The following is a 23,772-nucleotide window of genomic DNA, read 5'->3' as shown; positions in this document are numbered from 1 at the left end:
TAGCCACGATGAGACAAGAATGTCTCATCGTGGCTATGGGGCGCCGGGGCTGGGCCGGCTACTTCTTCGCGGTCGCCCAGGCGTGCTGCACCGTCAAGTCGGCCTTCACCTCGGCCAGTTGGACGGCGACCGCCGAGGGGGCCGTGCCGCCCCGGCCGTCGCGGGAGGCGAGCGCGCCCGCGACGTTGAGGACCGTACGGACCTCGGGCGTCAGATGCTCGGAGATCTTGGCGAACTGCGCGTCGGTGAGCTGGTCCAGCTCGATGCCGTGCGCCTCGCACTCCTTGACGCACTCCCCCGCGACCTCGTGCGCGACGCGGAACGGGACGCCCTGCTTGACCAGCCACTCGGCGATGTCGGTGGCGAGTGAGAAGCCGGCCGGGGCGAGCTCCTCCATCCGCTCCCGGTTGACGGTCAGCGTCGCCATCATGCCGGTGAAGGCGGGCAGCAGGACTTCCAGTTGGTCGCAGGAGTCGAAGACGGGCTCCTTGTCCTCCTGGAGGTCCCGGTTGTACGCGAGGGGCAACGCCTTCAGGGTCGCGAGCAGCCCGGTCAGGTTGCCGATCAGGCGCCCGGACTTGCCGCGCGCCAGCTCCGCGATGTCCGGGTTCTTCTTCTGCGGCATGATCGACGATCCGGTCGAGAAGGCGTCGTGCAGGGTGACGAAGGAGAACTCCTTCGTGTTCCAGATGATGACCTCTTCGGCGATCCGCGACAGGTTCACGCCGATCATCGCGGTGATGAAGGCGAACTCGGCCACGAAGTCCCGCGAGGCCGTGCCGTCGATGGAGTTGCCGACCGAGCCGTGTTCGAAGCCGAGGTCGGCGGCGACCGCCTCCGGGTCGAGCCCGAGCGAGGAACCGGCCAGCGCCCCGGAACCGTAGGGCGAGACGGCGGTCCGCTCGTCCCACTGGCGAAGGCGCTCGGCGTCCCGGGACAGCGACTGGACGTGGGCGAGCACGTGGTGGGCGAAGAGGACCGGCTGGGCGTGCTGGAGGTGCGTACGGCCCGGCATGGCGACGTCCGCGTGCGCCTCGGCGAGGCCGACCAGCGCGTCCTGGAGCTCGGCGATCAGGCCGCCGATGATCCGGGCGTGGTCGCGCAGGTACATCCTGAAGAGCGTGGCGACCTGGTCGTTGCGGGAGCGGCCGGCCCGCAGCTTGCCACCGAGGTCGGGTCCGAGGCGCTCAAGCAGGCCCCGCTCCAGGGCGGTGTGCACGTCCTCGTCGGCGATGGTGCCGGCGAAGGAGCCGTCGGCGACGTCGCTTTCGAGCTGGTCCAGGCCCGCGATCATCCGCTGGAGCTCGTCGGCCGTGAGCAGGCCCGCCTTGTGGAGCACCCGGGCGTGCGCGCGGGAGCCCGCGATGTCGTACGGCGCGAGCCGCCAGTCGAAGTGGACCGACGCGGACAGTTTCGCCAGCGCCTCAGCGGGCCCGTCGGCGAAGCGGGCGCCCCAGAGCCGGACGTCACCGTTGTTGCTGCTCACAGCTCAAGCTCCTCAGAAGGATGGATGTGCCACCGCCTCCCCGCCGCGAAGGAACGGGGAGGCGGTCTTGTAACGAGTCCTGCTCACGTGAAGTCGCGCCTGGCGACGATCTCGGCGATAGGCATAACTATGCAATGAGCCGTATGTTCTGTCAACGCTCTCAAAGGCCGTTCCCCGCCGGCCACCACGTCTCATGGGCAGAACCGCCTGACGCCCCCACCCGGGGCGATGGATAATCCGCCCCATGGGAAAGACCTACGAACGCATAGACGGACGCCTCAGGACCTTCATCGAAGAGCAGCACATCTTCTTCACCGCCACCGCCCCGCTCGACGGCGAGGGGACCGTCAACCTCTCGCCCAAGGGCCTGGGCGGCTCCTTCGCGGTGCTGGACGACCACACCGTGGCGTACCTCGACTTCGCGGGCAGCAACGCCGAGACCATCGCCCACCTCCGCGAGAACGGCCGCATCACCCTGATGTGGTGCGCCTTCCAGGGGCCGCCGAACATCGTGCGGGTGCACGGCAGGGGCGAGCCGGTCTTCCGCGACGACCCGCGCTTCGAGGAACTGCTCGGCCACTTCACCGGCATCGACGTCACACAGCACGGCCTGCGCGCCATCGTCGTCGTCACCGCCGAACTCGTCCGCGACACCTGCGGATACGCCGTGCCCTTCATGACGTACGACGAGGACCGCGACCTGCACGGCAAGCGCTTCGCGCGGGAGGACGACGAGAGCCTGAGCGAGTACTTCGCGAAGAAGGAGCACGTCGCCACCAGCATCGACGGCCTGCCCGGACTGCCGCTTCCGCTCCCCGGGCGTACGGCCTGACCCGGCTCGCCGGTCCGCGCCCGAACGCGTACGGAGCAACCCGGGCCCGGTCGGCCGCCCGGCGGCGACCGGGGCGCATACGGTCCGGAGCATGCGTATCGCCGCTCTGCTCCTGGTGTCCCTGCTGATCCCGCCCACCGCGCCCGCCCACACCGTGCCGCTGCCCGAACGAATGGCCGGCACCGGCGGCGGCAGGCAGCTCATCACCGCCGAGGCGCCGGCCACCGGTTCCACCACGGGGCGGCTCACCTGGTGGGACCGGCGCGGCGGGCGGTGGGTTGAGGCGGGCTCGGCGCCTGCCAGGTTCGGCGCGCACGGCCTGGTCGAGGGCGACCGGCGCGTCCAGGGCACCGACACCACGCCGACCGGTCTGTACGACCTGCCGTACGCGTTCGGCGTCGCGGCCGCCCCGCGCCACACCCGGTATCCCTACCGGCGCGCGACAGAGCGGTCCTGGTGGTGCCAGGACAACGCGTCCCGCGCGTACAACCGCTGGGTGGAGGGGCTGCCCGCGGACTGCCGGGCCGGGGAGTCGGAGCACCTGACGGGGTACGCGAGCCAGTACGCCCACGGTCTCGTCATCGGCTTCAACTACCACCACCCGGTGCGCGGGCGGGGCGCCGGGATCTTCCTGCACGTCAACGGGCGCGGCGCGACGGCCGGTTGTGTGTCGGTGCCCGCCGAGGCGATGGCCCGGCTGCTCACCTGGGTGAGGTTCTCGCGGAGCCCGCACATCGCGATCGGCACGAGCGGCGGACCGACCGCGATTACGCGGTACTGAACCCGGGCGGCGGATACGGCGGTCGGGGGCCGAGGCCCCCAACCGCCGCGCTAGCGAGGGTCGTTCTGGGCGAGCCGCAGCAGATGGTCGGCCAGTGCCTGGCCGCCCGACGGGTCGCGGCTGATCAGCATCAGCGTGTCGTCGCCCGCGATCGTGCCGAGGATGTCGTGCAGTTCGGCCTGGTCGATGGCCGAGGCGAGGAACTGGGCGGCGCCGGGTGGGGTGCGCAGCACCACCAGGTTGGCGGAGGCCTCGGCGGAGATGAGCAGCTCCGCGGAGAGCCTGCGCATCCGCTCCTCCTTCGCCGACTCCCCCAGCGGTGCCTTCGGCGTGCGGAAGCCGCCTTCGCTCGGCACCGCGTAGATCAGCTCGCCGCCGGTGTTGCGGATCTTCACCGCGCCGAGCTCGTCGAGGTCGCGGGAGAGCGTCGCCTGGGTGACGCTCAGTCCGTCGTCCGCGAGCAGCTTGGCGAGCTGGCTCTGGGACCGCACCGGCTGCCGGTTGAGGATGTCCACGATCCGGCGGTGGCGGGCGGTGCGGGTCTGCGGTACGGCGGGGCCGCCCGGCTCGAAGTCCTGCGCCTCGTCGGTCATCGTCGTCTCATTCTCCGGATCGTCCGTCCCCGCCTGCTGCTTCAAGAATGCCGGGCAGCGCCCGGACGAACGCATCCACCTCCGCGTCACCGATGATGAGCGGCGGCATGAGCCGTACGACATCGGGGGCGGGCGCGTTGACCAGGAAGCCGGCACCCTGAGCCGCCTGCTGCACCTGAGGTGCGAGGGGCTCGTTGAGCACGATACCCAGCAGCAGCCCCGCACCACGGACGTGGGAGACCAATGGGTGCCCCAGCGCCTCGATCCCGTCCCGCAGCTTCTCGCCGATCCGCTTGACCTGGTCGAGCGCTCCCTCGGCGGACAGCGTGTCGATCACGGCGAGTCCGGCGGCGCAGGCGACCGGGTTCCCGCCGAAGGTGGTGCCGTGCATTCCCGGCCCGAAGAGCTCGGCCGCCTCGCCGAACGCGACGGCGGCGCCGATCGGCAGCCCGCCGCCGAGCCCCTTGGCGAGCGTGACGATGTCCGGCTCGACGCCCTCGTGCTGCTGGTACTCGAACCAGGTGCCGGTCCGGCCGATGCCGGTCTGCACCTCGTCGAGGACGAGCAGCGTGCCGGTGGCGCGGGTGATCTCCCGGGCGGCCTTGAGGTATCCGGCCGGCGGGACGACGACGCCGTTCTCGCCCTGGATGGGCTCGATGACGACCAGCGCGGTCTCCTCGGTCACCGCGGCCCGCAGCGCCTCGGCATCCGCGTACGGTACGTGGGTGACGTCGCCGGGCAGCGGCCGGAACGGCTCCTGCTTCCTGGGCTGGCCGGTGAGCGCGAGCGCGCCCATCGTCCGGCCGTGGAAGCCGCCGTCGGTGGCGACCATGTGGGTGCGTCCGGTCAGTCGGCCGATCTTGAAGGCGGCTTCGTTGGCCTCGGCGCCGGAGTTGCAGAAGTACACACGTCCCGGTCGGCCGAAGAGCTGGAGCAGCCGTTCGGCGAGCGCCACCGGCGGCTCGGCGACGAACAGGTTCGAGACGTGGCCGAGCGAGGCGATCTGCTGGGTCACGGCCTGCACGACGGCCGGGTGGGCGTGGCCGAGCGCGTTGACCGCGATGCCGCCCACGAAGTCGGCGTACTGGGTGCCGTCGGCGTCCCACACCGTGGCGCCGGCGCCGCGCACGAGCGACAGCTTCGGCGTGCCGTAGTTGTCCGTCATGACGTGCTGCCAGCGCTGTGCGAGTTCCTCGTTGCTCACCGCGCTCCCCCTTGTCCGTCGCTTGCGTGTGGCCTGTCGGGCACGACCATCGTGCCGATGCCCTCGTCGGTGAAGATCTCCAGCAGGATCGAGTGCTGGACCCGCCCGTCGATGACGCGCGCGGTGTTGACCCCGTTGCGCACGGCGAACAGACAGCCCTCCATCTTGGGGACCATGCCGCTGGAGAGCTCGGGCAGCAGCTTCTCCAGCTGACTGGCCGTCAGTTTACTGATCACTTCGTCGCTGTTGGGCCAGTCCTCGTACAGGCCCTCGACGTCGGTGAGGACCATCAGGGTCTCGGCGCCCAGCGCAGCCGCAAGTGCCGCAGCCGCCGTATCAGCATTGACGTTGTAGACATGTCCGTCGTCCTGGGAGCGGGCGATCGAGGAAACGACCGGGATCCGGCCGTCGTCCAGGAGCGCCTTGATGGCGCCCGGGTCGATCGCGGTGATCTGCCCGACCCGGCCGATGTCGACCAGTTCGCCGTCGATCTCGGGGCGGTGCTGGGTCGCGGTGATGGTGTGCGCGTCCTCGCCGGTCATGCCGACGGCGAGCGGACCGTGCTGGTTGAGGAGCCCGACCAGTTCGCGCTGCACCTGCCCGGCGAGCACCATGCGCACCACGTCCATGGCCTCGGGCGTGGTGACCCGAAGGCCCGCCTTGAACTCGCTGACCAGGCCGTGTTTGTCGAGCTGGGCGCTGATCTGCGGTCCGCCGCCGTGCACGACGACGGGCTTGAGGCCGGACTGGCGCAGGAACACCACGTCCTGGGCGAAGGCGGCCTTCAGCTCCTCGTCGATCATGGCGTTGCCGCCGAATTTGATGACCACGGTCTTGCCGTGGTGCCGGGTCAGCCAGGGCAGCGCCTCGATGAGGATCTGCACCTTGGGCAGTGCGGTGTGTTTGCGAGTGCTCATGAGCTGTACGCGCTGTTCTCGTGGACGTAGTCGGCGGTGAGGTCGTTGGCCCAGATGACGACGGGGTCACTGGTGCCCGCGGCGAGGTCGGCGGTGATCTTGACCTCGCGGTAGCGCATGTCGACCAGGTCGCGGTCCTCGCCGACGCAGCCGTTCCGGCAGACCCATACGCCGTTGATGGCGACGTTCAGCCGGTCGGGGTCGAAGGCGGCCCTGGTCGTGCCGATCGCGGAGAGCACCCGGCCCCAGTTGGGGTCCTCGCCGTGGATGGCGCACTTGAGGAGGTTGTTGCGGGCGATGGAGCGCCCGACCTCGACGGCGTCGTCCTCGGTCGCGGCGTTGATCACCTCGATGCGGATGTCCTTGGACGCGCCCTCCGCGTCGCCGATGAGCTGGCGGGCCAGATCGTCGCAGACGGTCCGCACGGCTTCGGCGAACTCGCCGTATTCGGGGGCCACTTGGGACGCCCCGGAGGCGAGCAGGAGCACGGTGTCGTTGGTGGACATGCAGCCGTCGGAGTCGACCCGGTCGAAGGTCTGCCGCGTCGCGTCACGCAGCGCCTTGTCGAGGGTGGCCGCATCCAGGTCGGCGTCGGTGGTGAGTACGACGAGCATGGTGGCGAGCCCCGGGGCGAGCATGCCCGCACCCTTGGCCATGCCGCCGACGGTCCAGCCGTCCTTCGTGACGACACTGGTCTTGTGCACGGTGTCGGTGGTCTTGATGGCGATGGCGGCCTTTTCACCGCCGTGCGGGGAGAGTTCGGCGGCCGCCCGCTCGATGCCGGGAAGGAGCTTGTCCATCGGCAGCAGGATGCCGATGAGCCCGGTGGAGGCGACGGCCACCTCGCCCGCGCTGTGCCCTTCGAGTACCTCGGCCACCTTCTCGGCGGTGGCGTGGGTGTCCTGGAAGCCCTTGGGGCCCGTACAGGCGTTGGCGCCACCGGAGTTGAGGACGACCGCGCTCACTTCGCCGCCCTTGAGTACCTGCTCGGACCACAGGACCGGCGCGGCCTTGACGCGGTTGGAGGTGAAGACGCCCGCGGCGGCGCGGCGGGGCCCGGTGTTGACCACGAGGGCCAGGTCCGGGTTGCCGTTCTGCTTGATCCCGGCGGCGATGCCCGCCGCCGTGAATCCCTTCGCTGCGGTCACGCTCACGGCGCAACTCCGATCGTCGTCAGGCCCAGGGTCTCTTCGAACCCCAGGGCGATGTTCATGCTCTGCACCGCGCCGCCGGCGGTGCCCTTGGTGAGGTTGTCGATGGCGCCGATGGCGATGACGCGCCCGGCGCCCTCGTCGTAAGTCACCTGCACCTGAACGGAGTTGGACCCGTAGACGGAGGCGGTGGCGGGCCACTGCCCCTCGGGGAGCAGGTGGACGAACGGCTCGTCCGCGTAGGCCTTCTCGTACGCGGCCCGCACGCTCTGGGCGCTGACGCCGGGCTTCGCCTTGGCGGAACAGGTGGCGAGGATGCCGCGGGACATGGGCGCGAGCGTGGGCGTGAAGGACACCGTGACGGCCTCGCCCGCCACGGCGCTCAGGTTCTGGATCATCTCGGGGGTGTGCCGGTGGCCGCCGCCGACGCCGTACGGCGACATCGAGCCCATCACCTCGCTGCCGAGCAGGTGCGGCTTGAGCGCCTTGCCCGCGCCGGAGGTGCCGGTGGCCGCGACGATCACGGCATCGGGCTCCACGAGTCCGCCCAGGTAGGCAGGGAAGAGCGCCAGGGAGACGGCGGTCGGGTAGCAGCCGGGCACGGCGACGCGCCGGGTCGACTCCAACGCGGCGCGCGCGCCGGGCAGTTCGGGCAGCCCGTAGGGCCAGGACCCGGCGTGCGCCGAGCCGTAGAACTTCTCCCAGTCGCCCCCGTCGCGCAACCGGAAGTCGGCGCCCATGTCGATGACCAGTACGTCATCGCCGAGCTGCTCGGCGACGGCCGCGGACTGCCCGTGCGGCAGCGCCAGAAAAACGACGTCGTGCCCGGCCAGCACCTCGGCGGTGGTCGGCTCCAGGATGCGTCCGGCGAGCGGCACGAGATGCGGCTGGAGCGAACCGAGCGGCTGACCGGCATTGGAGTTCGCCGTCAGCGCGCCGATCTCGACCTGAGGGTGCCCGAGCAGCAGACGCAGCAGCTCCCCGCCCGCATACCCACTGGCCCCCGCTACTGCCGCACGTACCGCTGCCATGAATCCATCCTCCTCGGTGATGGCATGACTATACGCATCTATGCAGTTTTATGCAAAGGTTCCGCAGTACCAACTCGTCGCGCCGCGGCGCGCGAGCCCGAACTCGTCGTAGTGGTGCAGCGTGCGGACGCTCACGCCGGCCAGCTCGGCCACGCGTCCCGCGGTCCAGTGATCTTCCGCGGCACCGACTAGGGAGCCTGACGACACGTGAGGGTCAAGAGCCGGTGTTGACTTCCGACCCGATGTCCGGAGGGGCCCCTGTCCGTCCATGTCACAGCCGCTTCGTGGCGTCACCAGGGGACGGGCTCGCCGAAGCGGTCCAGATATGCCAGGCCCTTCGTGTCGAGGTGGGTCAGCAGTACGTCCACGAGGAGCGGGGTGCTCTCCTCCACGGTGTACCGGGCGTCGTCGCCGCCGAGGGCGGTGCGGATCCAGCCCGGGGCCATGAGGAGCAGGGCGCGGTCGGGGTCGGTCTGGCGGGCGGCGTAGCTGCGCATGAACATGTTGAGTGCGGCTTTGCTGCCGCGGTACAGCTCGTGCAGTCCGCGCGTGTTGTTGGTGATGCTGCCCTGGCCCGAGGACATCACGCCGATCAGGCCGCCGGGAGTGACCAGGTCGTCGAGGGCCTCGATGACGCGCAGGGGGCTGAGCGCGTTGGTCACCATGACATCGACGAAGTCCTGGGTGGGGACGGCTCCGATGGGAGCCTGCCCCTTGTCGGTGATGCCCGCGTTGACGAACAGGATGTCGAGCCGCTGTCCGGCCAGGCGCTCGTACAGGGGCGTGAGTTCTTCGGGCTCGGTGATGTCGAGGTGCTCGACGCGGACGCGTTCGGGGTGGCGGTCGGCAAGGTCGTGCAGGGGGGTCCGGGTGGTGCCCCGGACGGTGCCGATGACCCACCAGCCCCGGTCGGCGAGTTCGGCGGCCATGGCACATCCAAGCCCACGGGAGGCTCCGGCGATCAGGGCGGTGGGGGTGTGCTGGTCTGTGGTGGGCTGCGACATGTCGCGTCCTCTCCGTAACTGTCGTGTGGCCTCATGCGAGGTCGGAGTGGCGAACACTGGCTGGATCGGGCTGCCGGTCAGAGGTCGGTGTGGTCGATGCCGAAGAGGGCGGCGGCATTGGCCGAGCGGACCTTGCGCCGGTCGGCGTCGGTGGCGAGGTGACCGAAGAAGGCGTCGATCTCGGCTCGGGTGGGCTGCTGGAAGGGGTAGTCGGTGGAGAAGATCAGCCGGTCGGTGGTCGTCACCGTCAGGGCGTGGTGCAGCAGGGCGGGGTTGAGCATTCCCGAGGTCGTGAGGAAGACGTTGGTGCGGATGTAGTCGGAGACCGGCCGCTTGAGGCCGGCGAGGCGGGAGAGGCTGTCGGCACGGTCGAGCCAGAAGGGAAGTAGCTCGCCCCAGTGGCCCAGCACGATCCGCAGGTCGGGGTGGCGGTCGAAGGTGCCGCGCAGGATGAGTCGCAGCGCCGCGGTCGCCGCTTCCACGTGCCAGCCCCAGCCGAAGGTGGCCAGGCCCAGGTCGGTCATGGGATCAAAGCCGCGGTAGGAGGCATCGCGCAGCGCGTCGGAGGGAATCTGCGGGTGGATGAAGACCGGCTGGCGCAGTTCGGCGGCGGCGGCGAAGAACTCGTCGTATACGGGATCGTCGAGAAAGCGGTCGCCGGACCGGCCGTAGACCATGGTTCCCACATGCCCCTGAGCCGCGGCGCGTTCGAGCTCGGCGGCGACATGCGGCGGGGACGAGAGCGGCAGGGTCGACAAGGACCGAAACCGTGCCGGGTGGGTGCGGACCGCTTCGGTGGCGGTGTCGTTCGCGAGGCGGCTGAGTGCGACGGCCTCCTGGGCGGGCAGTGCCTGGGTTCCCGGCGGGGTCAGGGCGAGGACGGCCAGGTCGATGCCCTGGGCGTCCATGGCGGCGATCCGCCCGGCGCCGAGGTCTTCGAGCCGCTCAGCGGCGTCACCGCGCTCGTTGAAGAAGAGGCTCTCGTCGGGGTGGGACACGGCCTTGAGGGCGGAGGTCAGCTCCGGCAGCATCCAGTGCTCTTCGATGCCGATGAGGGGCATGGTCAGCGTTCCTTCGGTGTCGCGAGCGCACACTCGTGCGCGCTACCGGATCGGATGGAGGGGGAGTTGGCGGGATTACTGGTCCTCACCTCACACGGAGGGCCAGTTACCTGTCAAATGACAGCTATCATTTGACAGGTAAAATACCATGGTGGACGTGGATGACAAGCAGAAGGCCAGACTGTTCGAGCTCGCCGACCTGATCCTGGCGATCAGTCGGCACCTTCACGCCGCCAAGGCGAACGCGGCGGAGCCGTGGACGCCGCTCGAAGCGGCGGTCATGCGCTACATCGACCACCACCCGGGCGCCACGTCCACCCAGGCTGCCGAGGCGACCCGGCTGATCTCCAGCAACTTCAGCCGGGCGCTGCGCAAGCTGGAGCAGAAGGGGCTGGTGCGCCGGGAAGCCGATCCCGACGACGCCCGGCGCGTGCGCCTGTATCCGACGCAGAAGGCAGGCGAAAACCTGGGCTACCTCCAGGACACCTGGAGCCGCCTCCTGGGCGAGGCAGTCCCCGATGCCGCTGAGACGGACGCGGTGATCGCCACCCTGCGCCGCATCGAGTCGCAGCTCCTCGATCGAATGCGCGGCGGCGCGGACCGCGACCGAACAGGCCGCTGAGGTCCGACCCACTCGGCGTTCCGGTTGGCGCTCGGGACGCACCCGGCGACGCGTGGTCGCGAAGCGGGCCCTGTTTTTTGACCTTGACACGGTGACAGGGTCTTCACTGCTGACCGAGGAGGTGGTCTCGATGACGACCACGAGGCAGGACACCGATGCGGTACCAGTGCTCCAAGGACTGGAGAACGGCCGATCGTCCGAGCGGTTGCGGGCCGCCATGGCGATCGGCACGACACCTGACCCGCGCTTCGTCGCCAAGCTCGTCGAACGCTGCGCGATCGAGCCCGACTTCGCCGTTCGCGAGATGCTGACCTGGGCGCTCACCCGCCACCCGGTGTCGATCACGCTCCCCGCCCTGGTCCGCGAGGTCCGCTCGGAGCGTGCGCAGGCACGCAGCCAGGCGCTGCACACGTTGTCCAAGATCGGGGACCGCCAGGCGTGGCCGGCCATCACACGGGCACTGTTGTCCGACGCCGACGACGAGGTGGCGCGGAGCGCCTGGCGGGCCGCGGTCGTGCTCGTACCGGAAGGCGGCGAGTCCGCCCTGGCCGTGATACTGGCGACGCAACTCGGGCGCGGTGAGCGGGAGTTGCAGCTGAGTCTCAGCCGGGCCCTGGTCGCGCTGGGTGAACTGACCGGGCCGGCTCTGCATGCCGCGACGACGGCCCCCGACCCCCGGGTGCGCGCACACGCGCTCGCCACCCAACGGCTGCTGCGCGAGCCGGACACCGGGTTCGAGTTCGCGATCGAGGAGGCCAAGCGCGTCGTCGCCCTCGGCGGGTCCGGCCGGGAGGGACGATAGGACGTGTTGATCGGCGAGGTGGCGCGACGGTCCGGGGTCAGCGCCCGCATGCTCCGGCACTACGAGTCGCTCGGCCTGGTGCGGCCTTCGGGTCGTACGGGCTCCGGCTATCGGGAGTACTCCGGCCAGGACATCCGGCGGATCTTCCACATCGAGAGCCTGCGGTCGCTGGGCCTTTCGCTGCGTGAGATCGGGCGCGCGCTCGACGATCCCGGCTTCACGCCCTCCGCGCTCGTCGGCGACCTCATCCATCAGACTCGCGAACGCATCGCCGCCGAGACCGAACTGCTCACGCGACTGCGCCGGATCGACGCCGCGGAACCCGCGGGCTGGGAGGACGTCCTCCAGGTGGTCGCGCTCCTCCAGGCCCTGGGATCGAAGAGTGCCGACGCGCGCCAGAGCGCGGCGCTTTCCCCGGTCGCGGTCACGGTGCCGGTGGCGGCCCTGGTCGAGGCGGCACTGAGCGAGACGGAGCCGAACGTCGCCGGAGCCCTTCGCTGGGCGCTGGCGCGATCGGGCGACGGCGGCCCGGCACTGCTGGCCGAGGGCCTCGGCTCGCCCGTGGCCGCGGTGCGCGAGCGTGCGGTTCTGTCCCTCGCCGAGATGCCCGGTGGCGAGGCGGCCGCGCTGCTGCGGGACGCCCTCGCGAGTCCCGATGCCGTCGTCCGCGGGCACGCGGCTCTGGCGCTCGGGACACGCGGAGTGGCCGAGGCGGTCCCGACGCTCATCGACATGATCGTGGAGGGGAGGAACGACACCGACGCGGCCGATGCGCTGAGCGTGCTGGCGGACGACCCCGCGGCGGCGGAGCGGATCGCGACCCGGCTCGTGGACCGCCTCGCCCACGACAGCACCGAAGCGCCTGCCCGCGGACGGTTGACCCAGGCGCTGGCGGGCATCCCGGGGACGACGTCCTCACGAGCCCTCGTGGAGCTGTCGCAGGACGGGGACCGAGCCGTTGCGCTGACTGCGGCGTACCTCATTCGGCTACGCGAGACACGGTGACGGATCTCGCCCTGGATGCCCCGGGCGCGACCGGGGCCAAGGGGTTCCGGGCCGCTCAGCCCCATCGCACGGGGCTGAGCAGCTGAGGCGGCCTACCGCCCTCCAACGACGGTGCAGGAGCCGGTCAGACGACCACGACCCGGCGCCCGCGCGTGTGACCGGCCTGGCTGTCGATGTGCGCCGTCGCGGCCTCGGCCAGCGTGTACGACTTCTCGACCGGGATGTGCAACTTTCCCCGCGAGATGAGGTCGGCGGCCTCGGCGAGCGCTCGGGGCACGCTCCCGGCCACGCCGGAGAACCGGACACCGAACTCCGGCGCGCCGAGATCGGCGATGGAGACCACCTTGTGCGGGTCCCCGGTCAGTTCGACGAGTTCGCGGATCACGCCCGACCCGGCCAGATCGAGAGCCGCGTCGACACGGCCGAGCCGCCGCACCCGCTCGGCCCAGCCGTCGCCGTACGTCGCCGCGAGGGCACCCAGGCTCCGCAGATAGTCCTGGTTTGCGGCCCCGGCGGTGCCGATCACCGTGATGCCGCGCTCGCGAGCGATCTGTAGCACCGCCGAGCCGACTCCCCCGGACGCGCCGCTGACCAGCAGCGTCTGCCCGGACCGCACACCGACCTCGCGGATGACGCGCAGCGCGGTCTCCACCACGGAGGGGTACCCGGCCGCCTCTTCGAACGTCAGGCCCTCGGGCATACGGGCCCAGGCCGACAGCACGGCGAACTCCGCATACGTACTCGACCCTTCGCCGAACACGCGGTCGCCGACCTCGACCCCTTCGACGCCCTCGCCCACCTCGTCCACCACCCCGGAGGCGTCGAGCCCGACCCCGGCGGGCAACTCGATCGGATGGGCCTTCAGGATCTGGCCTTCGCGGACCCTCCAGTCGACGGGGTTCACGCCCGCCGCGCGCACGGCGATGCGGATCTGGCCAGGACCCGCGTGGGGCTCCTCGGCATCTATGAGTTGCAGGACGTCCGGACCGCCGAACTCGGCGAAGCTCACTTTCTTCATGCCGCGAACATAACCATAACGGTTATGAATTAACAACGGTTGTTGTTTCATACCTGATAGCGTTAGGCCATGACCGAACCGTCCGGACGCCGCGAGCGCAAGAAGGCCGCGACCCGCCAGAAGATCGCCGACACCGCGCTTCGGCTCTTCCTGGAACGCGGGTACGACGCGGTGGGGATCCGCGAGGTGGCCGCGGAGGCCGACGTGGCCGTCACCACGCTCTTCTCCCACTTCGCCTCGAAAGAGGCCCTGGTGTTCGAGCAGGACGCGGACTTCGAGCAACGGCTCACCCTCGCGGCCACCGGCCGGGCGCCGCACGAGCCGCTCATCCCCGCGCTGCGCCGCGAGATCCAGGCCATGGTCCGGCACTGCACGGGGGACGGCACCGCCCCGATCTACCGCATGATCGACGAGTCACGCGCCCTGCGGGAGTACGAGGAGTCGATGCGGCTGCGCCACGCGGAGTCGCTGGCAGCGGCCATCGCCGCCGATCCCGACCTGACACAGAGCACGACGGCCTGCCGGACGATCGCGAGGTTCGTGATCGACGCCTATTCACTGGCCCGCGAGGCGGACGATCCCCAGGCCGCGGTGGACGAGATCTTCCGGATGATCGAGGCGGCCTGGAAAGTCACCCGACCTTCTCCCCGCGCATGACGTTCGTCGCCGCCGGGACAGGCGACGGCGAACCATGGGAGTCAACCGGCCTGCGGGGCAAGGGAGTTGAGCCTTGCCCCGACCTGCCCGCCCCGTGCGGGACCGGCGCCGGTTCCTACGGGGCCGACTGAAACATCACCTGGGCGGGCGGTTCGCCCGTTCGGCTACAGCGCGCCGAGCCAGTCGATCAGGATGCGGTTCACCTCGTCGGGGCGCTCCTGCTGGATCCAGTGGCCGCAGCCGTCGAGCAGGTGCGAGGAGACCAGGCCCGGCAGGGTGACGGGAAAGGCCGGATCGCATCCGCCAGCCAGGTGGTGGAGGCGTCCAGGGCTGCGATGAACAGGGACGGCTGGGTGACGGGGGCGCCAACGTGGGCGGCCAGGCCCTCCCGGTCCCGGTCCATGGTGCGGTATCGGCTGAGCGCACCCGTCAAGCCCGTCCGCTCGAACTCCCCCGTGTACAGGTCGAGTTCGTCCTCGCCGAGCCAGCCGGGCAGCCGGCCCGTGGGGAAGCGCTGGCGCAGGGTGCCGCCGCCCCGGCCGGCGAAGTGCGGGTCGGGGCGGCGGGTCCGGGCATGGTGTCGGCGCAGAGCGCGGCGTGGAACCGGCGAGCCAGCCGCGTACGGCGAGGCTTCTTGCCGGTTTGGCAAATCCGGCAGCTGCGGCAGACCTCAGCCGTCCCCGCCCAGCGCCTCCAACTGCCTTTGCAGAAAGGCCTGTTCAGCCGCGTTGCCGGTCCGGTCGAGCGCACTCCGGTAGGCCCTCGCCGCCTCTTCGCCACGGCCCAGGCGGCGCAGCAGGTCCGCGCGGGTGGCGTGGAAGAGGTGGTAGGCGTCCAGGGCGAGCGCGTCGACCAGCGCGAGGGCCTCGGCCGGACCCTGCGTCTCGGCGACCGCGACCGCCCGGTTCAGGGCCACCACCGGCGTCGGGGCGAGGGCGAGCAGTTGGTCGTAAAGGGCCCTGATCTGGTGCCAGTCCGTCGTCGCGGCCGACCCGGCGTCGCTGTGCACGGCGTTGATGGCGGCCAGGATCTGGTAGGGGCCCGGCCGATTGCGGCGCAGGCAGCGGCGCACCAACTCCTGCCCCTGTGCGATGAGTTCACGGTCCCAGCGGGTGCGGTCCTGGTCGGCGAGGAGCACGAGGTCACCGTCCGGGGTCGTGCGGGAGGCCCGGCGCGCCTCGGTGAGCAGCATCAGCGCGAGCAGGCCGAGGGCCTCGGGCTCGTCGGGCATGAGCTCCACGAGGAGCCGGCCAAGACGCACGGCCTCCGCGCACAGGTCCTCCCGCACGAGACGCTCGCCCGAGCTCGCCGCGTACCCCTCGTTGAAGATCAGGTAGACGACGGCGAGCACCGCGTCGAGCCGGTCCGGCAGGTCCGCCTCGTGCGGGACGCGGTAGGGGATGCGGGCATCGCGGATCTTGCCCTTGGCCCGCACCAGGCGCTGGGCCATGGTCGGTTCGGGCACGAGGAAGGCGCGGGCGATCTCCGCGGTGGTGAGGCCGCCCAACAGCCGCAGCGTCAGGGCGACTTGGGCGGTCGGGGCCAGCGAGGGGTGACAGCAGGTGAAGATCAGGCGGAGCCGGTCATCCCGCACGGGACCCTCCTCGGCGGGGTCGTCGGTGGCGTACAGCTGCTCGCGGCGGGCGGCCTCGGCCTGCCGGTCCGCGCGGGTCGCCTCCCTGCGCAGCCGGTCGACGGCCCGGTGGCGGGCGGTGGTGATGATCCAGCCCGCCGGGCTCGGCGGCAGCCCCTCGGCGGGCCACCGGGCCACCGCCGTCGTGAACGCCTCCTGCACGGCCTCTTCGGCGAGGTCGATGTCGCCGAGGGCGCCGATCAGGACGGCCACCGCGCGGCCGTACTCCGCGCGGAAGACCCGTTCGATCGCGGCTTGCCCCAGTGGCTCGGGCCGCGTCACTGTTCGGGACGGCCGTGGAAGGGCCGCACCTCGATGGGGAGCGTCGTCGCGCGGTTGGCCTTGCGGCCCCATTCCAGCGCGGCGTCGAGGTCGGGCGCCTTCACGATGCACAGCCCGCCGAGATACTCCTTGCTCTCGATGTAGGGACCGTCGATGGTCAGCACGTCGCCGCCCTTCGCGCGGAGCACGGTGGCGGTGCTCGGGGCGGCGAGGCCCCCCGCGAACACCCAGGCCCCGGCGTCCTTCAGCTCCTGGTGGAAGACCTCAAGGTTCGCCGTGATGCGCGCCATCTCCTCGGGCGGGGGCGGCGTCCCGTCGGCCGGCTGGAGCACGCTGAGCAGGTAGTGCTTCATGTTCGTCATCGCTGTTCTTCTCCTCGGACGGTGGCGCCCACCCGGGCGCCTTCACTCTCTATACGAACGGGAGGGCGCCGGATCGACACGGGGCGCGCCCGCGAGGCGAAATTTTTCCGCGCCACCGCCCGAGCTCGCCGGGACGGCCTCCTGCCTCGCGTCGGGTCCGGCACTCCGGTCGGCCGGTGGATGTCGTACGGTTCCGGGCAACCGAGCTGGGAGGACACCCTGTGGGTGAGAACAAGCGGCTGATGCTGGCCGGCGAGTGGTACATCCCCGACGACCCGGAACTCGCCGCCGACACCGAGCGCCGCATCGCCCTGTGCGCCGCCTTCAACGCGGCGGGTGCGGCACCGCCGGCCGAGCGGCACAGGATCCTGACGGAACTGCTGGGTTCGGTGGACGCGTCGACCCGGATCAGAGCGCCGTTCCAGTGCGACTTCGGCTACCACATCAGCATCGGCGCCGGTACGTTCGTGAACTTCGGCGCCGTCTTCCTGGACACCGGCCGGATCACCATCGGCGCCGATGTCCAGATCGGGCCGTACGTCCAACTCCTCACGCCCACCCACGAGTTGGACACCGAACGGCGACGGGCGGGCTGGGAGAAGGCCGAGCCCGTCACCATCGGGGACAACGTGTGGCTGGGCGGCGGGGTGATCGTCTGCCCCGGCGTGACGATCGGCGCCAACACGGTGGTGGGTGCGGGCGCCGTCGTCACCAGGGACCTGCCGCCGAACGTCCTCGCGGTGGGCAACCCGGCCCGGATCGTGCGCGAACTGCCCTGATCCCGTGGGGCCTTGCGGGTGCGGGGCTACTGGACGCCCAGCGCCATCCATTTGTCCGTCGTCTCCAGGGTGCGGAAACCGATCTTCTCGTAGACACCGTGCGCGTCCGCGGTGGCGAGCAGGACCCGGCGCAGCCCGGCAGGCTCCAGCTCGTCGCGCACCGCGGTCACCAGCGCGGTGCCGAGCCCGTTGCCACGCACGGCGGGATCGACGTACACGTCGCAGAGCCAGGCGAAGGTGGCGTGGTCGGTGACGATCCGCGCATAGGCGACCTGCTCACCCGAACTCCGGTCGTACGCACCGAAGTTGAGGGAACCGGCGATCGCGGCGTCCTGCTTCGCACGGCTGCGGCCGAGCGCCCAGTAGGCGTCGGTGGACAGCCAGTGGTGGACCCGGGCCGGGTCGATGCGCGCGGGGTCGCTGGAGATCACGTACTCACGGAAGATCACATCGCTCATGCCCGGAGCCTCGCAGGTGCCGGGCCGATTGTCAGTGGCGGATGCCACGCTGTTCCCATGAAAACGAACGCGCCGGACCACCTCTGGTACGAGGCCGTACGCCCCGGGCCGCCCGCGGCGTGCGGCCGGGCGGCCACCCTCATATCCCGCCCCTAGCCCAGCACTTCGTCCAGCGCGGTGCGCAGTCTGCGCACGCCTTCGGTGATCTCCGTGCGGCCGGCCACGCCCGCGAAGCTGAGGCGGATGTGGGCGGCGGGGGGCTCCGCGCTGAAGTAGGGGCGGCCGGGGGTGACGGCGACGCCCGCGCGCAGCGCCGCGGACAGGAAGGCGGCCTCACCGGCGCCCTCGGGCAACCGGAGCCACAGGTGGTAGCCGCCGGAGGGGATGTGGGGCAGGGCGATCTCGGGGAGGTGGCGCAGGACGGCGGCGGCCAGGGTCTGTCGGCGCGCCGTCAACTCGGCGCAGACGCCCCGCAGATGACGGCTCCAGGCCGGGGATCCGACGAGTTCGAGGGCGGTCTCCTGCAAGGGGCGCGGAACGAAGAACGAGTCGACGACCTGGATGGCGCGCAGCCGTTCAAGCACGGGCCCGCGGGCGGCGAGCGCACCGACCCGCAGACTCGGCGAGGTCGCCTTGGTGAGGGAGGAGACATGGACGACGACGCCGTCGGGGTCGTCGGCGGCGAGCGGGGCGGGCAGTGCGGGCGCATCCTCGTGGACCAGCCGGCGGCCGAAGTCGTCCTCGACGACGAACGCGCCGAAGGAGTGCGCGATGTCGACCACTTCGCGGCCGCGGTCTGCGGTGAGGAGGGCGCCGGTCGGATTCTGGAAGAGGGGCTGGCAGACGAAGACGCGGGCGCCGGTGGCCCGGAAGGCCCGCGCGAGGAGTTCGGGGCGTACGCCGTCGGGGTCGACGGGGACCGGGACGGGGCGCAGGCCCGCGGCGCGGGCGATGGCCAGCATGCCGGTGTAGGTGGGTGATTCGACCAGGACGGGGGCGCCGGGTGCGGCGAGCGCGCGCAGCGCGGTGGTCAGCGCGGTCTGGCCGCCCGCGGTGACCAGGACGTCGGCGGCGGTGAGCGTGCCGCCGATCTCGCGGGCGAACCATGAACGCAGCTCGGTGAGCCCGTCCACGGGTGGGCTCCCCCAGGCTCCGGGGCGGCGCCCGGCCCGTGCGAGGGCGGCGGCCATGGCCCGCTCGGGCCGCAGGCCCGGGTCGAGATAGCCGCCGCTGAAGTCGATGACACCGGTCGGCGGTGCGGTGAGGCTGACCAGGACGCCGCCGGCGTCGACCGCGCGCGGAGCCGGGTCCGTGGCGCCGTCGGCGCTCAGCGCGACCTCCTGCCAGGAGGTGTCGCCGGGGCGCGCGGTGAGCGTGCGCGGCTCGGCGCGGTAGGCGCCGGCGCCGGGCCGGGTGACGACCAGGCCCTCGGCGACGAGCTGGGCGAGCGCGCGGGAGACCGTCACCGGCGATACCCGATGGCGCTCGACCAGGGCCCGGCTCGACGGCAGCTTTCCGCCCACCGGGTAGCGGTCCAGTTCGACCCGCAGGGATTCTGCCAGTTCCGTGACACTGCTACGCTCGTGCATGACAGCACAGAATAGCGCTACTCCCCTCAGGTCGATAGCGGTCGCCACCGACGGCAGTGCCGTCCCGCGCGGGACGGCACTCGCGGCGCTCGGCGTGCTCTCGTTCTCGCTGACCTTTCCCAGCACCGCGTGGGGACTTCAGAGCTTCGGCCCGTGGTCGATGGTTTCGCTGCGCCTGCTGATCGCCGCACTGCTCGCCGGGGCCTTCCTGTGGCGGGGCCGGGCGCCCTTCCCCGACCGGTCGCACTGGGCCGGATTCGCGGTGGTCGCGGCGGGAGTGATGATCGGCTTCCCGGTCCTGACCACACTGGCGCTCGGAACGGCGACGACCTCGCACGCGGCCGTCGTGGTGGGGCTGTTGCCGCTCACCACGGCCGCCTTCGCGGCGGTCCGCACCCGGCGGCGGCCCTCGCGCGCCTTCTGGGCGGCCGCGCTCGCCGGTGCCGCGGTGGTGGTCGCCTTCACCGTCGAGCAGAGCGGCGGCTCGCTGTCACGGGCAGACCTCTACCTGTTCGGAGCACTCCTGCTGTGCGCGGCCGGATACACCGAGGGCGGCCGGCTCTCCGCGCTGATACCGGGCTGGCAGGTCGTCGGCTGGGCCCTGGTGCTCTGCGTCCCGCTCGCCCTGGCCGGCGCCGTCCTCGGCCTCACCCTCGAACCCTGGCACCTCACCGTGCACGGGGCCGCTGGGCTGCTCTGGGTGGCCGGCGCCTCCACCTTCCTCGGCCTCTACCTCTGGTACCGGGGCATGGCCGCCATCGGTGTCACCAAGGCCAGTCAGCTCCAGCTGGCCCAGCCGCTGCTCACCCTCGTCTGGTCGGTGCTGCTGCTCGGCGAGCACCTGTCCCCGGCCGCGCCGCTCGCCGCCGTCGGCGTCCTGGTGTGCATCGCGGTGACCCAGCGGGCCAGATCCTGACCGGTGGCGACATTCGCGTGCCGCCCTAGACTGGCCGCATGCGAGCAACCGTGGGCGATCGAATCCTTGTACACGGCAGGACCGTCGGCCAGCACGACCGGCAGGCCGAGGTCATCGAGGTCCTCGGACCCGACGGCACTCCGCCGTTCCGCGTCCGGTTCGAGGACGGGCACGAAACCCTGATGTCACCGGGTCCGGACACGGTGGTGCGGCACATCGCCGAGGACGCGTAGCGGCGTACGGTCGCGGGCCCCGCACTGAGGGCCCCGCGGTCCGGGCCCCTCAGCGGCCCCGAACGGGGTAGTGGTCGGCGACGACGCGGGCCATGGCCCCGATCCGGTCCGCGGTGACCTCCTTCGCGGCGAAGAAGCAGTGCCCGCGCACCGAGGCGTACCGCTGGGCCAGGGTCAGGTGGCGGGACAGTTCGGCCGGGTCCTGCCAGGCGGCGGGCTGGGCCGGATCACCCGCCTTGTACAGCGCCTCCCCGATGTACAGGTCGACACCGGTGCCCCGGACGACCTCGTCCCACCACTCCACCAGGACGGCGTAGTCGGCGGCGGGCAGGCCGATGTTCCAGTAGAGCTGCGGGCAGATGTAGTCGAGCCATCCCTCGCGCACCCACCTTCGGGTGTCCGCGTACAGGTCGTCATAGCTCTGCGCACCGGCCGAGGTCGCCGAACCGCGCTCATCGCTCGCGGCGTTGCGCCACACCCCGAACGGGCTGATCCCGAACCGGACTTGGGGCTTGTGCGCCTTGATCCGGGCGGCCGTCTCGCACACGAGCAGGTCGATGTTGTCGCGCCGCCACGCGTCCCGGTCCGCGAAGTCGGAGCCGTAGCGCGCGTAGGCCTCGTCGTCGTCGAAGCTCTGGCCGGCCACCGGATAGGGGTAGAAGTAGTCGTCCCAGTGCACCCCGTCGAGGTCGTAGTGGAGTACGGCGTCCAGCATGGCGTCCTGGACGAAGCGGCGGACCTCGGGCAGGCCCGGGTTGTAGCAGAGCGAGCCGCCGTACGGGACGACCCAGTCGGGGTGAACGCGCGCGGGGTGTGACGCGACGAGCCGCGTGGGGTCGGTGTGGTTGGCGATCCGGTACGGGTTGAACCAGGCGTGCAGTTCCAGGCCGCGCCGGTGTGCCTCGGCGACGGCGGTGCCCAGCGGGTCCCAGCCGGGATCCTCGCCCTGCTCCCCGGTGAGCCACTGCGACCAGGGCTCGTACGGGGACGGCCAGAGGGCGTCTGCGGTCGGGCGGACCTGGAGGAGCACCGCGTTGAGCCGGCGCTCGGCCGCCTTGTCCAGGTGGGCGAGGAGCCCGGCGCGCTGGGCGGCGGCGGTCAGGCCCGGCTTGGAGGGCCAGTCCCGGTTGGCCACGCTCGCCAGCCATACGCCGCGGAACTCGGGCCGCGTTTCCGTGGCCGCCGCCCGCACGGGCTTTTGCGATGTTTCGTCACGGTCCGAGGCGAATGCCCCTTCGGCCGCGATGAGCCCGCTCAGCGCTCCCGCCGTGCCCGCCACGAAGCCCCGCCGAGTGATTAGTCCCACGTTCGCACCCCTCGATCCGGTCGGATGTCCCAGGTGTACCGGACCGCAGGCCCGCCCCGGCAGCTCATGCACTCGCGCGTCCGGAGTAACGTCAAGGGCCGAAGGCGGGCGCCGGAATCACACGGGGGACCCGCCGGGGACCGCAGTAGAGCGAAAGGCACGATGTGACCGACATCGAACGCGTCGGAATTGTGGGCTGTGGCCAGATGGGCGCGGGCATCGCGGAGGTCTGTGCCCGCAGCGGCCTGGACGTCATGGTGGCCGAGACCACCGGCGAGGCCCTGGAGATCGGCCGCACCCGGCTCCACAACTCCCTCTCGAAGGCCGCCGAACGCGGCAAGATCACCGAGGAGGAGCGCGACGCGACGCTCGGCCGGCTCAGCTTCACCACCGACCTCGGCGAGTTCGCCGACCGCGACCTCGTGATCGAGGCCGTCGTGGAGAACGAGCAGGTCAAGACCGAGATCTTCCAGATCCTCGACCAGGTGGTGACCCGCCCGGACGCGATCTTGGCCTCCAACACCTCCTCGATCCCGCTGGTGAAACTCGCGGTCGCGACCTCGCGCCCCGACCAGGTCATCGGCATCCACTTCTTCAACCCGGCCCCGGTGCAGAAGCTGGTCGAGCTGATTCCCGCGCTCACCACCTCCGAGGGCACCATCAGCCGCGCCCAGGTCCTGGTCGAGAAGGTGCTCGGCAAGCACTCGATCCGCGCCCAGGACCGCTCGGGCTTCGTGGTCAACGCACTGCTCATCCCGTACCTGCTCTCGGCGATCCGGATGTTCGAGTCGGGCATCGCCAGCCGTGAGGACATCGACAACGGCATGGAGCTGGGCTGCGCCCACCCGATGGGCCCGCTGAAGCTGTCCGACCTCATCGGCCTGGACACCGTCGCCTCGGTCGCGGACTCGATGTACGACGAGTTCAAGGAGCCGCTGTACGCCGCTCCCCCGCTGCTCCAGCGCATGGTCGACGCGGGCCGCCTCGGCCGCAAGACCGGGTCCGGTTTCTACTCGTACGCCTGAGTTGGGCGGCCTACCTCCTGCTCCGCAGGGGTACGCCCGAAAGGCACGGGCCGGGCTCGTTCCGCGCACACCGGGTGTGCGGAACGAGCCCGCATATGCCCATCGCACACTCTCCCGTCCCTGGAACACGGCTAGTTGACTCGAAGCCATCACATCAATGGCACGTCCGGAGCAGGACTAAGGAGCCACGCCGTGTCCACCGACCCGGGACATCCGACGACCGTCGACGAACTCGCGGAGTTACGCCGCTGTTTGGACGTCGGCCTGACCCGCATGGACGGGCAGCACGCGCTGCTCGCCCAGCGGGGTGAGCAGACCGAGCGCGAACTGACCGCTCTGGTGGGACGGGTGGCGGCCCTCGAACACATGAGGTGGCCGCTGCCCGCCATCACCGTACTCAGCGCCCTCGGCGCGCTCTCGCTCGCCGTATGGCAGGCCCTCGGTCACTAGCGGGGTCCGCGGTCAGCCGTCGGCGAGCCGCAGATGGTGCAGGAGCAGGAGTCCGGCCGCCATGTTGGCGGCCGGTACCTCCCCCCGGGCGACCATGTCGGGCACCAGTTTGAGGGGTATCCACTCACGTCGCGACGACTCGAAGTCGTCCTCGGGGTGGCCGATGTACTCGGCCGACTCGGACCAGAACAGATGGTGCCGGGCGTCGATGAGCCCGTTGGCCGGCTCGACGGTGAGCAGGGGCTTGAGCGGCCCCGGCCGCCAGCCGGTCTCCTCCTCCATTTCGCGGGCCGCGGCGGCTTCGATGTCCTCGCCGTCCTCGACGACTCCGGCGGCCAGCTCCCAGCCCCAGCTGTCGGTGATGAACCGGTGCCGCCAGAGCAGCAGCACCTCGTTGGCCTCGTTGACGACGGTTGCCACGGCGACCGGCCGCAGCCGGATCAGGAAGTGGTCCAGGTGTCGCCCGTCCGGAAGCTCTACGTCCGCGAGGTTGACCCGGAACCAGCGATTCTCATACACAGTTTGTTCGCTCAGGTTCGTCCACTGCACGTTTCTGCCACCTTCCGACAAGTAGA

General features: G+C 71.0%; 26 protein-coding genes and 2 pseudogenes. 11 read left to right on the top strand and 17 right to left on the bottom strand.

The window, feature by feature from the left end:
• Positions 1–58 precede the first annotated feature (58 nt).
• Complete coding sequence (gene argH, locus OG522_RS30075; protein ID WP_329466166.1) at positions 59–1,486, bottom strand: argininosuccinate lyase; 1,428 nt, start codon at positions 1,484–1,486, stop codon at positions 59–61.
• Between the two features lie 244 nt (positions 1,487–1,730).
• Here argH and OG522_RS30070 point away from each other — a divergent pair, with 244 nt between their 5' ends.
• Both OG522_RS30070 and OG522_RS30065 read left to right on the top strand, forming a co-directional pair.
• Positions 1,731–2,318, top strand: a complete 588-nt coding sequence (locus OG522_RS30070) for a pyridoxamine 5'-phosphate oxidase family protein (RefSeq protein WP_329466165.1) — start codon at positions 1,731–1,733, stop codon at positions 2,316–2,318.
• Positions 2,319–2,409: 91 nt separating this feature from the next.
• Positions 2,410–3,099, top strand: coding sequence for a L,D-transpeptidase family protein (locus tag OG522_RS30065; protein WP_329466164.1), 690 nt, complete (start codon positions 2,410–2,412; stop codon positions 3,097–3,099).
• A 50-nt stretch (positions 3,100–3,149) separates the two neighbouring features.
• On the opposite strand, the gene OG522_RS30060 is transcribed toward OG522_RS30065, so the two are convergent.
• From OG522_RS30060 to OG522_RS30025, 8 genes and pseudogenes are all read right to left on the bottom strand, one after another.
• Positions 3,150–3,692, bottom strand: a complete 543-nt coding sequence (locus tag OG522_RS30060) for an arginine repressor (RefSeq protein WP_329466163.1) — start codon at positions 3,690–3,692, stop codon at positions 3,150–3,152.
• A 7-nt stretch (positions 3,693–3,699) separates the two neighbouring features.
• A complete protein-coding gene (locus OG522_RS30055; RefSeq protein ID WP_329467795.1) occupies positions 3,700–4,857 on the bottom strand; it encodes an acetylornithine transaminase in 1,158 nt (385 codons plus the stop codon).
• Positions 4,858–4,892: 35 nt separating this feature from the next.
• Positions 4,893–5,813 carry an acetylglutamate kinase gene (gene argB / locus OG522_RS30050; protein WP_329466162.1) on the bottom strand — a complete coding sequence of 307 codons (921 nt, stop codon included), beginning with the start codon at positions 5,811–5,813 and terminating at the stop codon, positions 4,893–4,895.
• On the bottom strand, positions 5,810–6,967 hold the full coding sequence (gene argJ, locus OG522_RS30045; protein WP_329466161.1) for a bifunctional glutamate N-acetyltransferase/amino-acid acetyltransferase ArgJ: 1,158 nt from the start codon (positions 6,965–6,967) through the stop codon (positions 5,810–5,812). The genes argB and argJ overlap by 4 nt, the downstream gene beginning before the upstream one ends.
• Positions 6,964–7,995 carry an N-acetyl-gamma-glutamyl-phosphate reductase gene (gene argC, locus OG522_RS30040; protein WP_329466160.1) on the bottom strand — a complete coding sequence of 344 codons (1,032 nt, stop codon included), beginning with the start codon at positions 7,993–7,995 and terminating at the stop codon, positions 6,964–6,966. The genes argJ and argC overlap by 4 nt, the downstream gene beginning before the upstream one ends.
• Before the next feature lie 78 nt (positions 7,996–8,073).
• A pseudogene (locus OG522_RS30035) lies at positions 8,074–8,202 on the bottom strand (MerR family DNA-binding transcriptional regulator); the annotation flags it as partial.
• Between the two features lie 83 nt (positions 8,203–8,285).
• Positions 8,286–8,999: an SDR family oxidoreductase gene (locus OG522_RS30030; RefSeq protein WP_329466159.1), complete on the bottom strand. Its 714-nt coding sequence runs from the start codon at positions 8,997–8,999 to the stop codon at positions 8,286–8,288.
• Between the two features lie 77 nt (positions 9,000–9,076).
• Entirely contained in the window at positions 9,077–10,060 is a 984-nt protein-coding gene (locus OG522_RS30025) for an amidohydrolase family protein (RefSeq protein ID WP_329466158.1), read from the bottom strand.
• Positions 10,061–10,217: 157 nt separating this feature from the next.
• Between OG522_RS30025 and OG522_RS30020 the strand changes: the two genes are divergently transcribed.
• From OG522_RS30020 to OG522_RS30010, 3 genes are all read left to right on the top strand, one after another.
• The gene (locus OG522_RS30020) at positions 10,218–10,682 is read left to right on the top strand and encodes a MarR family winged helix-turn-helix transcriptional regulator (protein ID WP_329466157.1); all 465 of its coding nucleotides are present in this window, start codon (positions 10,218–10,220) and stop codon (positions 10,680–10,682) included.
• 130 nt (positions 10,683–10,812) lie between these two features.
• Entirely contained in the window at positions 10,813–11,484 is a 672-nt protein-coding gene (locus tag OG522_RS30015) for a HEAT repeat domain-containing protein (RefSeq protein ID WP_329466156.1), read from the top strand.
• 3 nt (positions 11,485–11,487) lie between these two features.
• Positions 11,488–12,489, top strand: coding sequence for a MerR family transcriptional regulator (locus tag OG522_RS30010; protein WP_329466155.1), 1,002 nt, complete (start codon positions 11,488–11,490; stop codon positions 12,487–12,489).
• A 124-nt stretch (positions 12,490–12,613) separates the two neighbouring features.
• Here OG522_RS30010 and OG522_RS30005 read toward each other — a convergent pair whose 3' ends face one another.
• Entirely contained in the window at positions 12,614–13,507 is an 894-nt protein-coding gene (locus OG522_RS30005; RefSeq protein ID WP_329466154.1) for an NADP-dependent oxidoreductase, read from the bottom strand.
• A gap of 69 nt (positions 13,508–13,576) precedes the next feature.
• Between OG522_RS30005 and OG522_RS30000 the strand changes: the two genes are divergently transcribed.
• A complete protein-coding gene (locus OG522_RS30000; protein ID WP_329466153.1) occupies positions 13,577–14,164 on the top strand; it encodes a TetR/AcrR family transcriptional regulator in 588 nt (195 codons plus the stop codon).
• Between the two features lie 164 nt (positions 14,165–14,328).
• On the opposite strand, the pseudogene OG522_RS29995 reads toward OG522_RS30000, so the two are convergent.
• The 3 genes and pseudogenes from OG522_RS29995 to OG522_RS29985 all read right to left on the bottom strand — a co-directional run.
• Positions 14,329–14,787, bottom strand: a pseudogene (locus OG522_RS29995) (alpha/beta fold hydrolase); the annotation flags it as partial.
• Between the two features lie 47 nt (positions 14,788–14,834).
• Entirely contained in the window at positions 14,835–16,079 is a 1,245-nt protein-coding gene (locus OG522_RS29990; protein WP_329466152.1) for an RNA polymerase sigma factor, read from the bottom strand.
• Entirely contained in the window at positions 16,076–16,432 is a 357-nt protein-coding gene (locus tag OG522_RS29985; RefSeq protein WP_329467794.1) for a YciI family protein, read from the bottom strand. Before OG522_RS29985 ends, OG522_RS29990 begins: the two co-directional genes overlap by 4 nt.
• 230 nt (positions 16,433–16,662) lie before the next feature.
• On the opposite strand from OG522_RS29985, the gene OG522_RS29980 reads away from it, so the two are divergent.
• Positions 16,663–17,220 carry a sugar O-acetyltransferase gene (locus OG522_RS29980; RefSeq protein WP_329466151.1) on the top strand — a complete coding sequence of 186 codons (558 nt, stop codon included), beginning with the start codon at positions 16,663–16,665 and terminating at the stop codon, positions 17,218–17,220.
• 26 nt (positions 17,221–17,246) lie between these two features.
• Here the strand turns inward: OG522_RS29980 and OG522_RS29975 are convergent, their stop codons facing one another.
• Both OG522_RS29975 and OG522_RS29970 read right to left on the bottom strand, forming a co-directional pair.
• A complete protein-coding gene (locus tag OG522_RS29975; RefSeq protein ID WP_329466150.1) occupies positions 17,247–17,678 on the bottom strand; it encodes a GNAT family N-acetyltransferase in 432 nt (143 codons plus the stop codon).
• A 152-nt stretch (positions 17,679–17,830) separates the two neighbouring features.
• Positions 17,831–19,267 (bottom strand): aminotransferase-like domain-containing protein, encoded by a 1,437-nt coding sequence (locus OG522_RS29970; protein ID WP_329466149.1) that lies wholly within the window; start codon positions 19,265–19,267, stop codon positions 17,831–17,833.
• Here OG522_RS29970 and OG522_RS29965 point away from each other — a divergent pair.
• Together OG522_RS29965 and OG522_RS29960 are read left to right on the top strand one after the other, a co-directional pair.
• Positions 19,266–20,183, top strand: coding sequence for a DMT family transporter (locus OG522_RS29965; protein ID WP_329466148.1), 918 nt, complete (start codon positions 19,266–19,268; stop codon positions 20,181–20,183). The two genes, OG522_RS29970 and OG522_RS29965, sit on opposite strands and share 2 nt — an antisense overlap.
• A 38-nt stretch (positions 20,184–20,221) precedes the next feature.
• Entirely contained in the window at positions 20,222–20,416 is a 195-nt protein-coding gene (locus OG522_RS29960; protein WP_329466147.1) for a DUF1918 domain-containing protein, read from the top strand.
• 49 nt (positions 20,417–20,465) lie between these two features.
• Here OG522_RS29960 and OG522_RS29955 read toward each other — a convergent pair whose 3' ends face one another.
• A complete protein-coding gene (locus OG522_RS29955; RefSeq protein ID WP_329466146.1) occupies positions 20,466–21,722 on the bottom strand; it encodes a glycoside hydrolase family 10 protein in 1,257 nt (418 codons plus the stop codon).
• 164 nt (positions 21,723–21,886) lie between these two features.
• Here OG522_RS29955 and OG522_RS29950 point away from each other — a divergent pair, with 164 nt between their 5' ends.
• Both OG522_RS29950 and OG522_RS29945 read left to right on the top strand, forming a co-directional pair.
• A complete protein-coding gene (locus OG522_RS29950) occupies positions 21,887–22,747 on the top strand; it encodes a 3-hydroxybutyryl-CoA dehydrogenase (protein WP_329466145.1) in 861 nt (286 codons plus the stop codon).
• Between the two features lie 192 nt (positions 22,748–22,939).
• On the top strand, positions 22,940–23,197 hold the full coding sequence (locus OG522_RS29945; RefSeq protein WP_329466144.1) for a hypothetical protein: 258 nt from the start codon (positions 22,940–22,942) through the stop codon (positions 23,195–23,197).
• A gap of 12 nt (positions 23,198–23,209) precedes the next feature.
• On the opposite strand, the gene OG522_RS29940 is transcribed toward OG522_RS29945, so the two are convergent.
• Positions 23,210–23,746 carry an NUDIX domain-containing protein gene (locus OG522_RS29940; RefSeq protein WP_329466143.1) on the bottom strand — a complete coding sequence of 179 codons (537 nt, stop codon included), beginning with the start codon at positions 23,744–23,746 and terminating at the stop codon, positions 23,210–23,212.
• Between the last annotated feature and the right edge of the window lie 26 nt (positions 23,747–23,772).

It is taken from the genome of Streptomyces sp. NBC_01431, assembly GCF_036231355.1.
In the GTDB taxonomy this organism is placed as follows: domain Bacteria; phylum Actinomycetota; class Actinomycetes; order Streptomycetales; family Streptomycetaceae; genus Streptomyces.
This window is presented reverse-complemented; position numbering and strand designations above follow the sequence as displayed.

What these genes read in the sequence shown, in the direction of transcription:
- OG522_RS30070 (WP_329466165.1), top strand. Translation starts at nt 1,731, where the DNA reads ATGGGAAAGACCTACGAACGCATAGACGGACGCCTCAGGACCTTCATC.
- OG522_RS29960 (WP_329466147.1), top strand. Translation starts at nt 20,222, where the DNA reads ATGCGAGCAACCGTGGGCGATCGAATCCTTGTACACGGCAGGACCGTC.
- OG522_RS30030 (WP_329466159.1), bottom strand. Translation starts at nt 8,999, where the DNA reads ATGTCGCAGCCCACCACAGACCAGCACACCCCCACCGCCCTGATCGCC.
- OG522_RS29965 (WP_329466148.1), top strand. Translation starts at nt 19,266, where the DNA reads ATGACAGCACAGAATAGCGCTACTCCCCTCAGGTCGATAGCGGTCGCC.
- OG522_RS30000 (WP_329466153.1), top strand. Translation starts at nt 13,577, where the DNA reads ATGACCGAACCGTCCGGACGCCGCGAGCGCAAGAAGGCCGCGACCCGC.
- OG522_RS30005 (WP_329466154.1), bottom strand. Translation starts at nt 13,507, where the DNA reads ATGAAGAAAGTGAGCTTCGCCGAGTTCGGCGGTCCGGACGTCCTGCAA.
- argB (WP_329466162.1), bottom strand. Translation starts at nt 5,813, where the DNA reads ATGAGCACTCGCAAACACACCGCACTGCCCAAGGTGCAGATCCTCATC.
- OG522_RS30015 (WP_329466156.1), top strand. Translation starts at nt 10,813, where the DNA reads ATGACGACCACGAGGCAGGACACCGATGCGGTACCAGTGCTCCAAGGA.
- OG522_RS30025 (WP_329466158.1), bottom strand. Translation starts at nt 10,060, where the DNA reads ATGCCCCTCATCGGCATCGAAGAGCACTGGATGCTGCCGGAGCTGACC.
- OG522_RS29970 (WP_329466149.1), bottom strand. Translation starts at nt 19,267, where the DNA reads ATGCACGAGCGTAGCAGTGTCACGGAACTGGCAGAATCCCTGCGGGTC.
- argC (WP_329466160.1), bottom strand. Translation starts at nt 7,995, where the DNA reads ATGGCAGCGGTACGTGCGGCAGTAGCGGGGGCCAGTGGGTATGCGGGC.
- OG522_RS30060 (WP_329466163.1), bottom strand. Translation starts at nt 3,692, where the DNA reads ATGACCGACGAGGCGCAGGACTTCGAGCCGGGCGGCCCCGCCGTACCG.
- OG522_RS29985 (WP_329467794.1), bottom strand. Translation starts at nt 16,432, where the DNA reads ATGAAGCACTACCTGCTCAGCGTGCTCCAGCCGGCCGACGGGACGCCG.
- OG522_RS30065 (WP_329466164.1), top strand. Translation starts at nt 2,410, where the DNA reads ATGCGTATCGCCGCTCTGCTCCTGGTGTCCCTGCTGATCCCGCCCACC.
- OG522_RS30055 (WP_329467795.1), bottom strand. Translation starts at nt 4,857, where the DNA reads ATGACGGACAACTACGGCACGCCGAAGCTGTCGCTCGTGCGCGGCGCC.
- OG522_RS29975 (WP_329466150.1), bottom strand. Translation starts at nt 17,678, where the DNA reads ATGAGCGATGTGATCTTCCGTGAGTACGTGATCTCCAGCGACCCCGCG.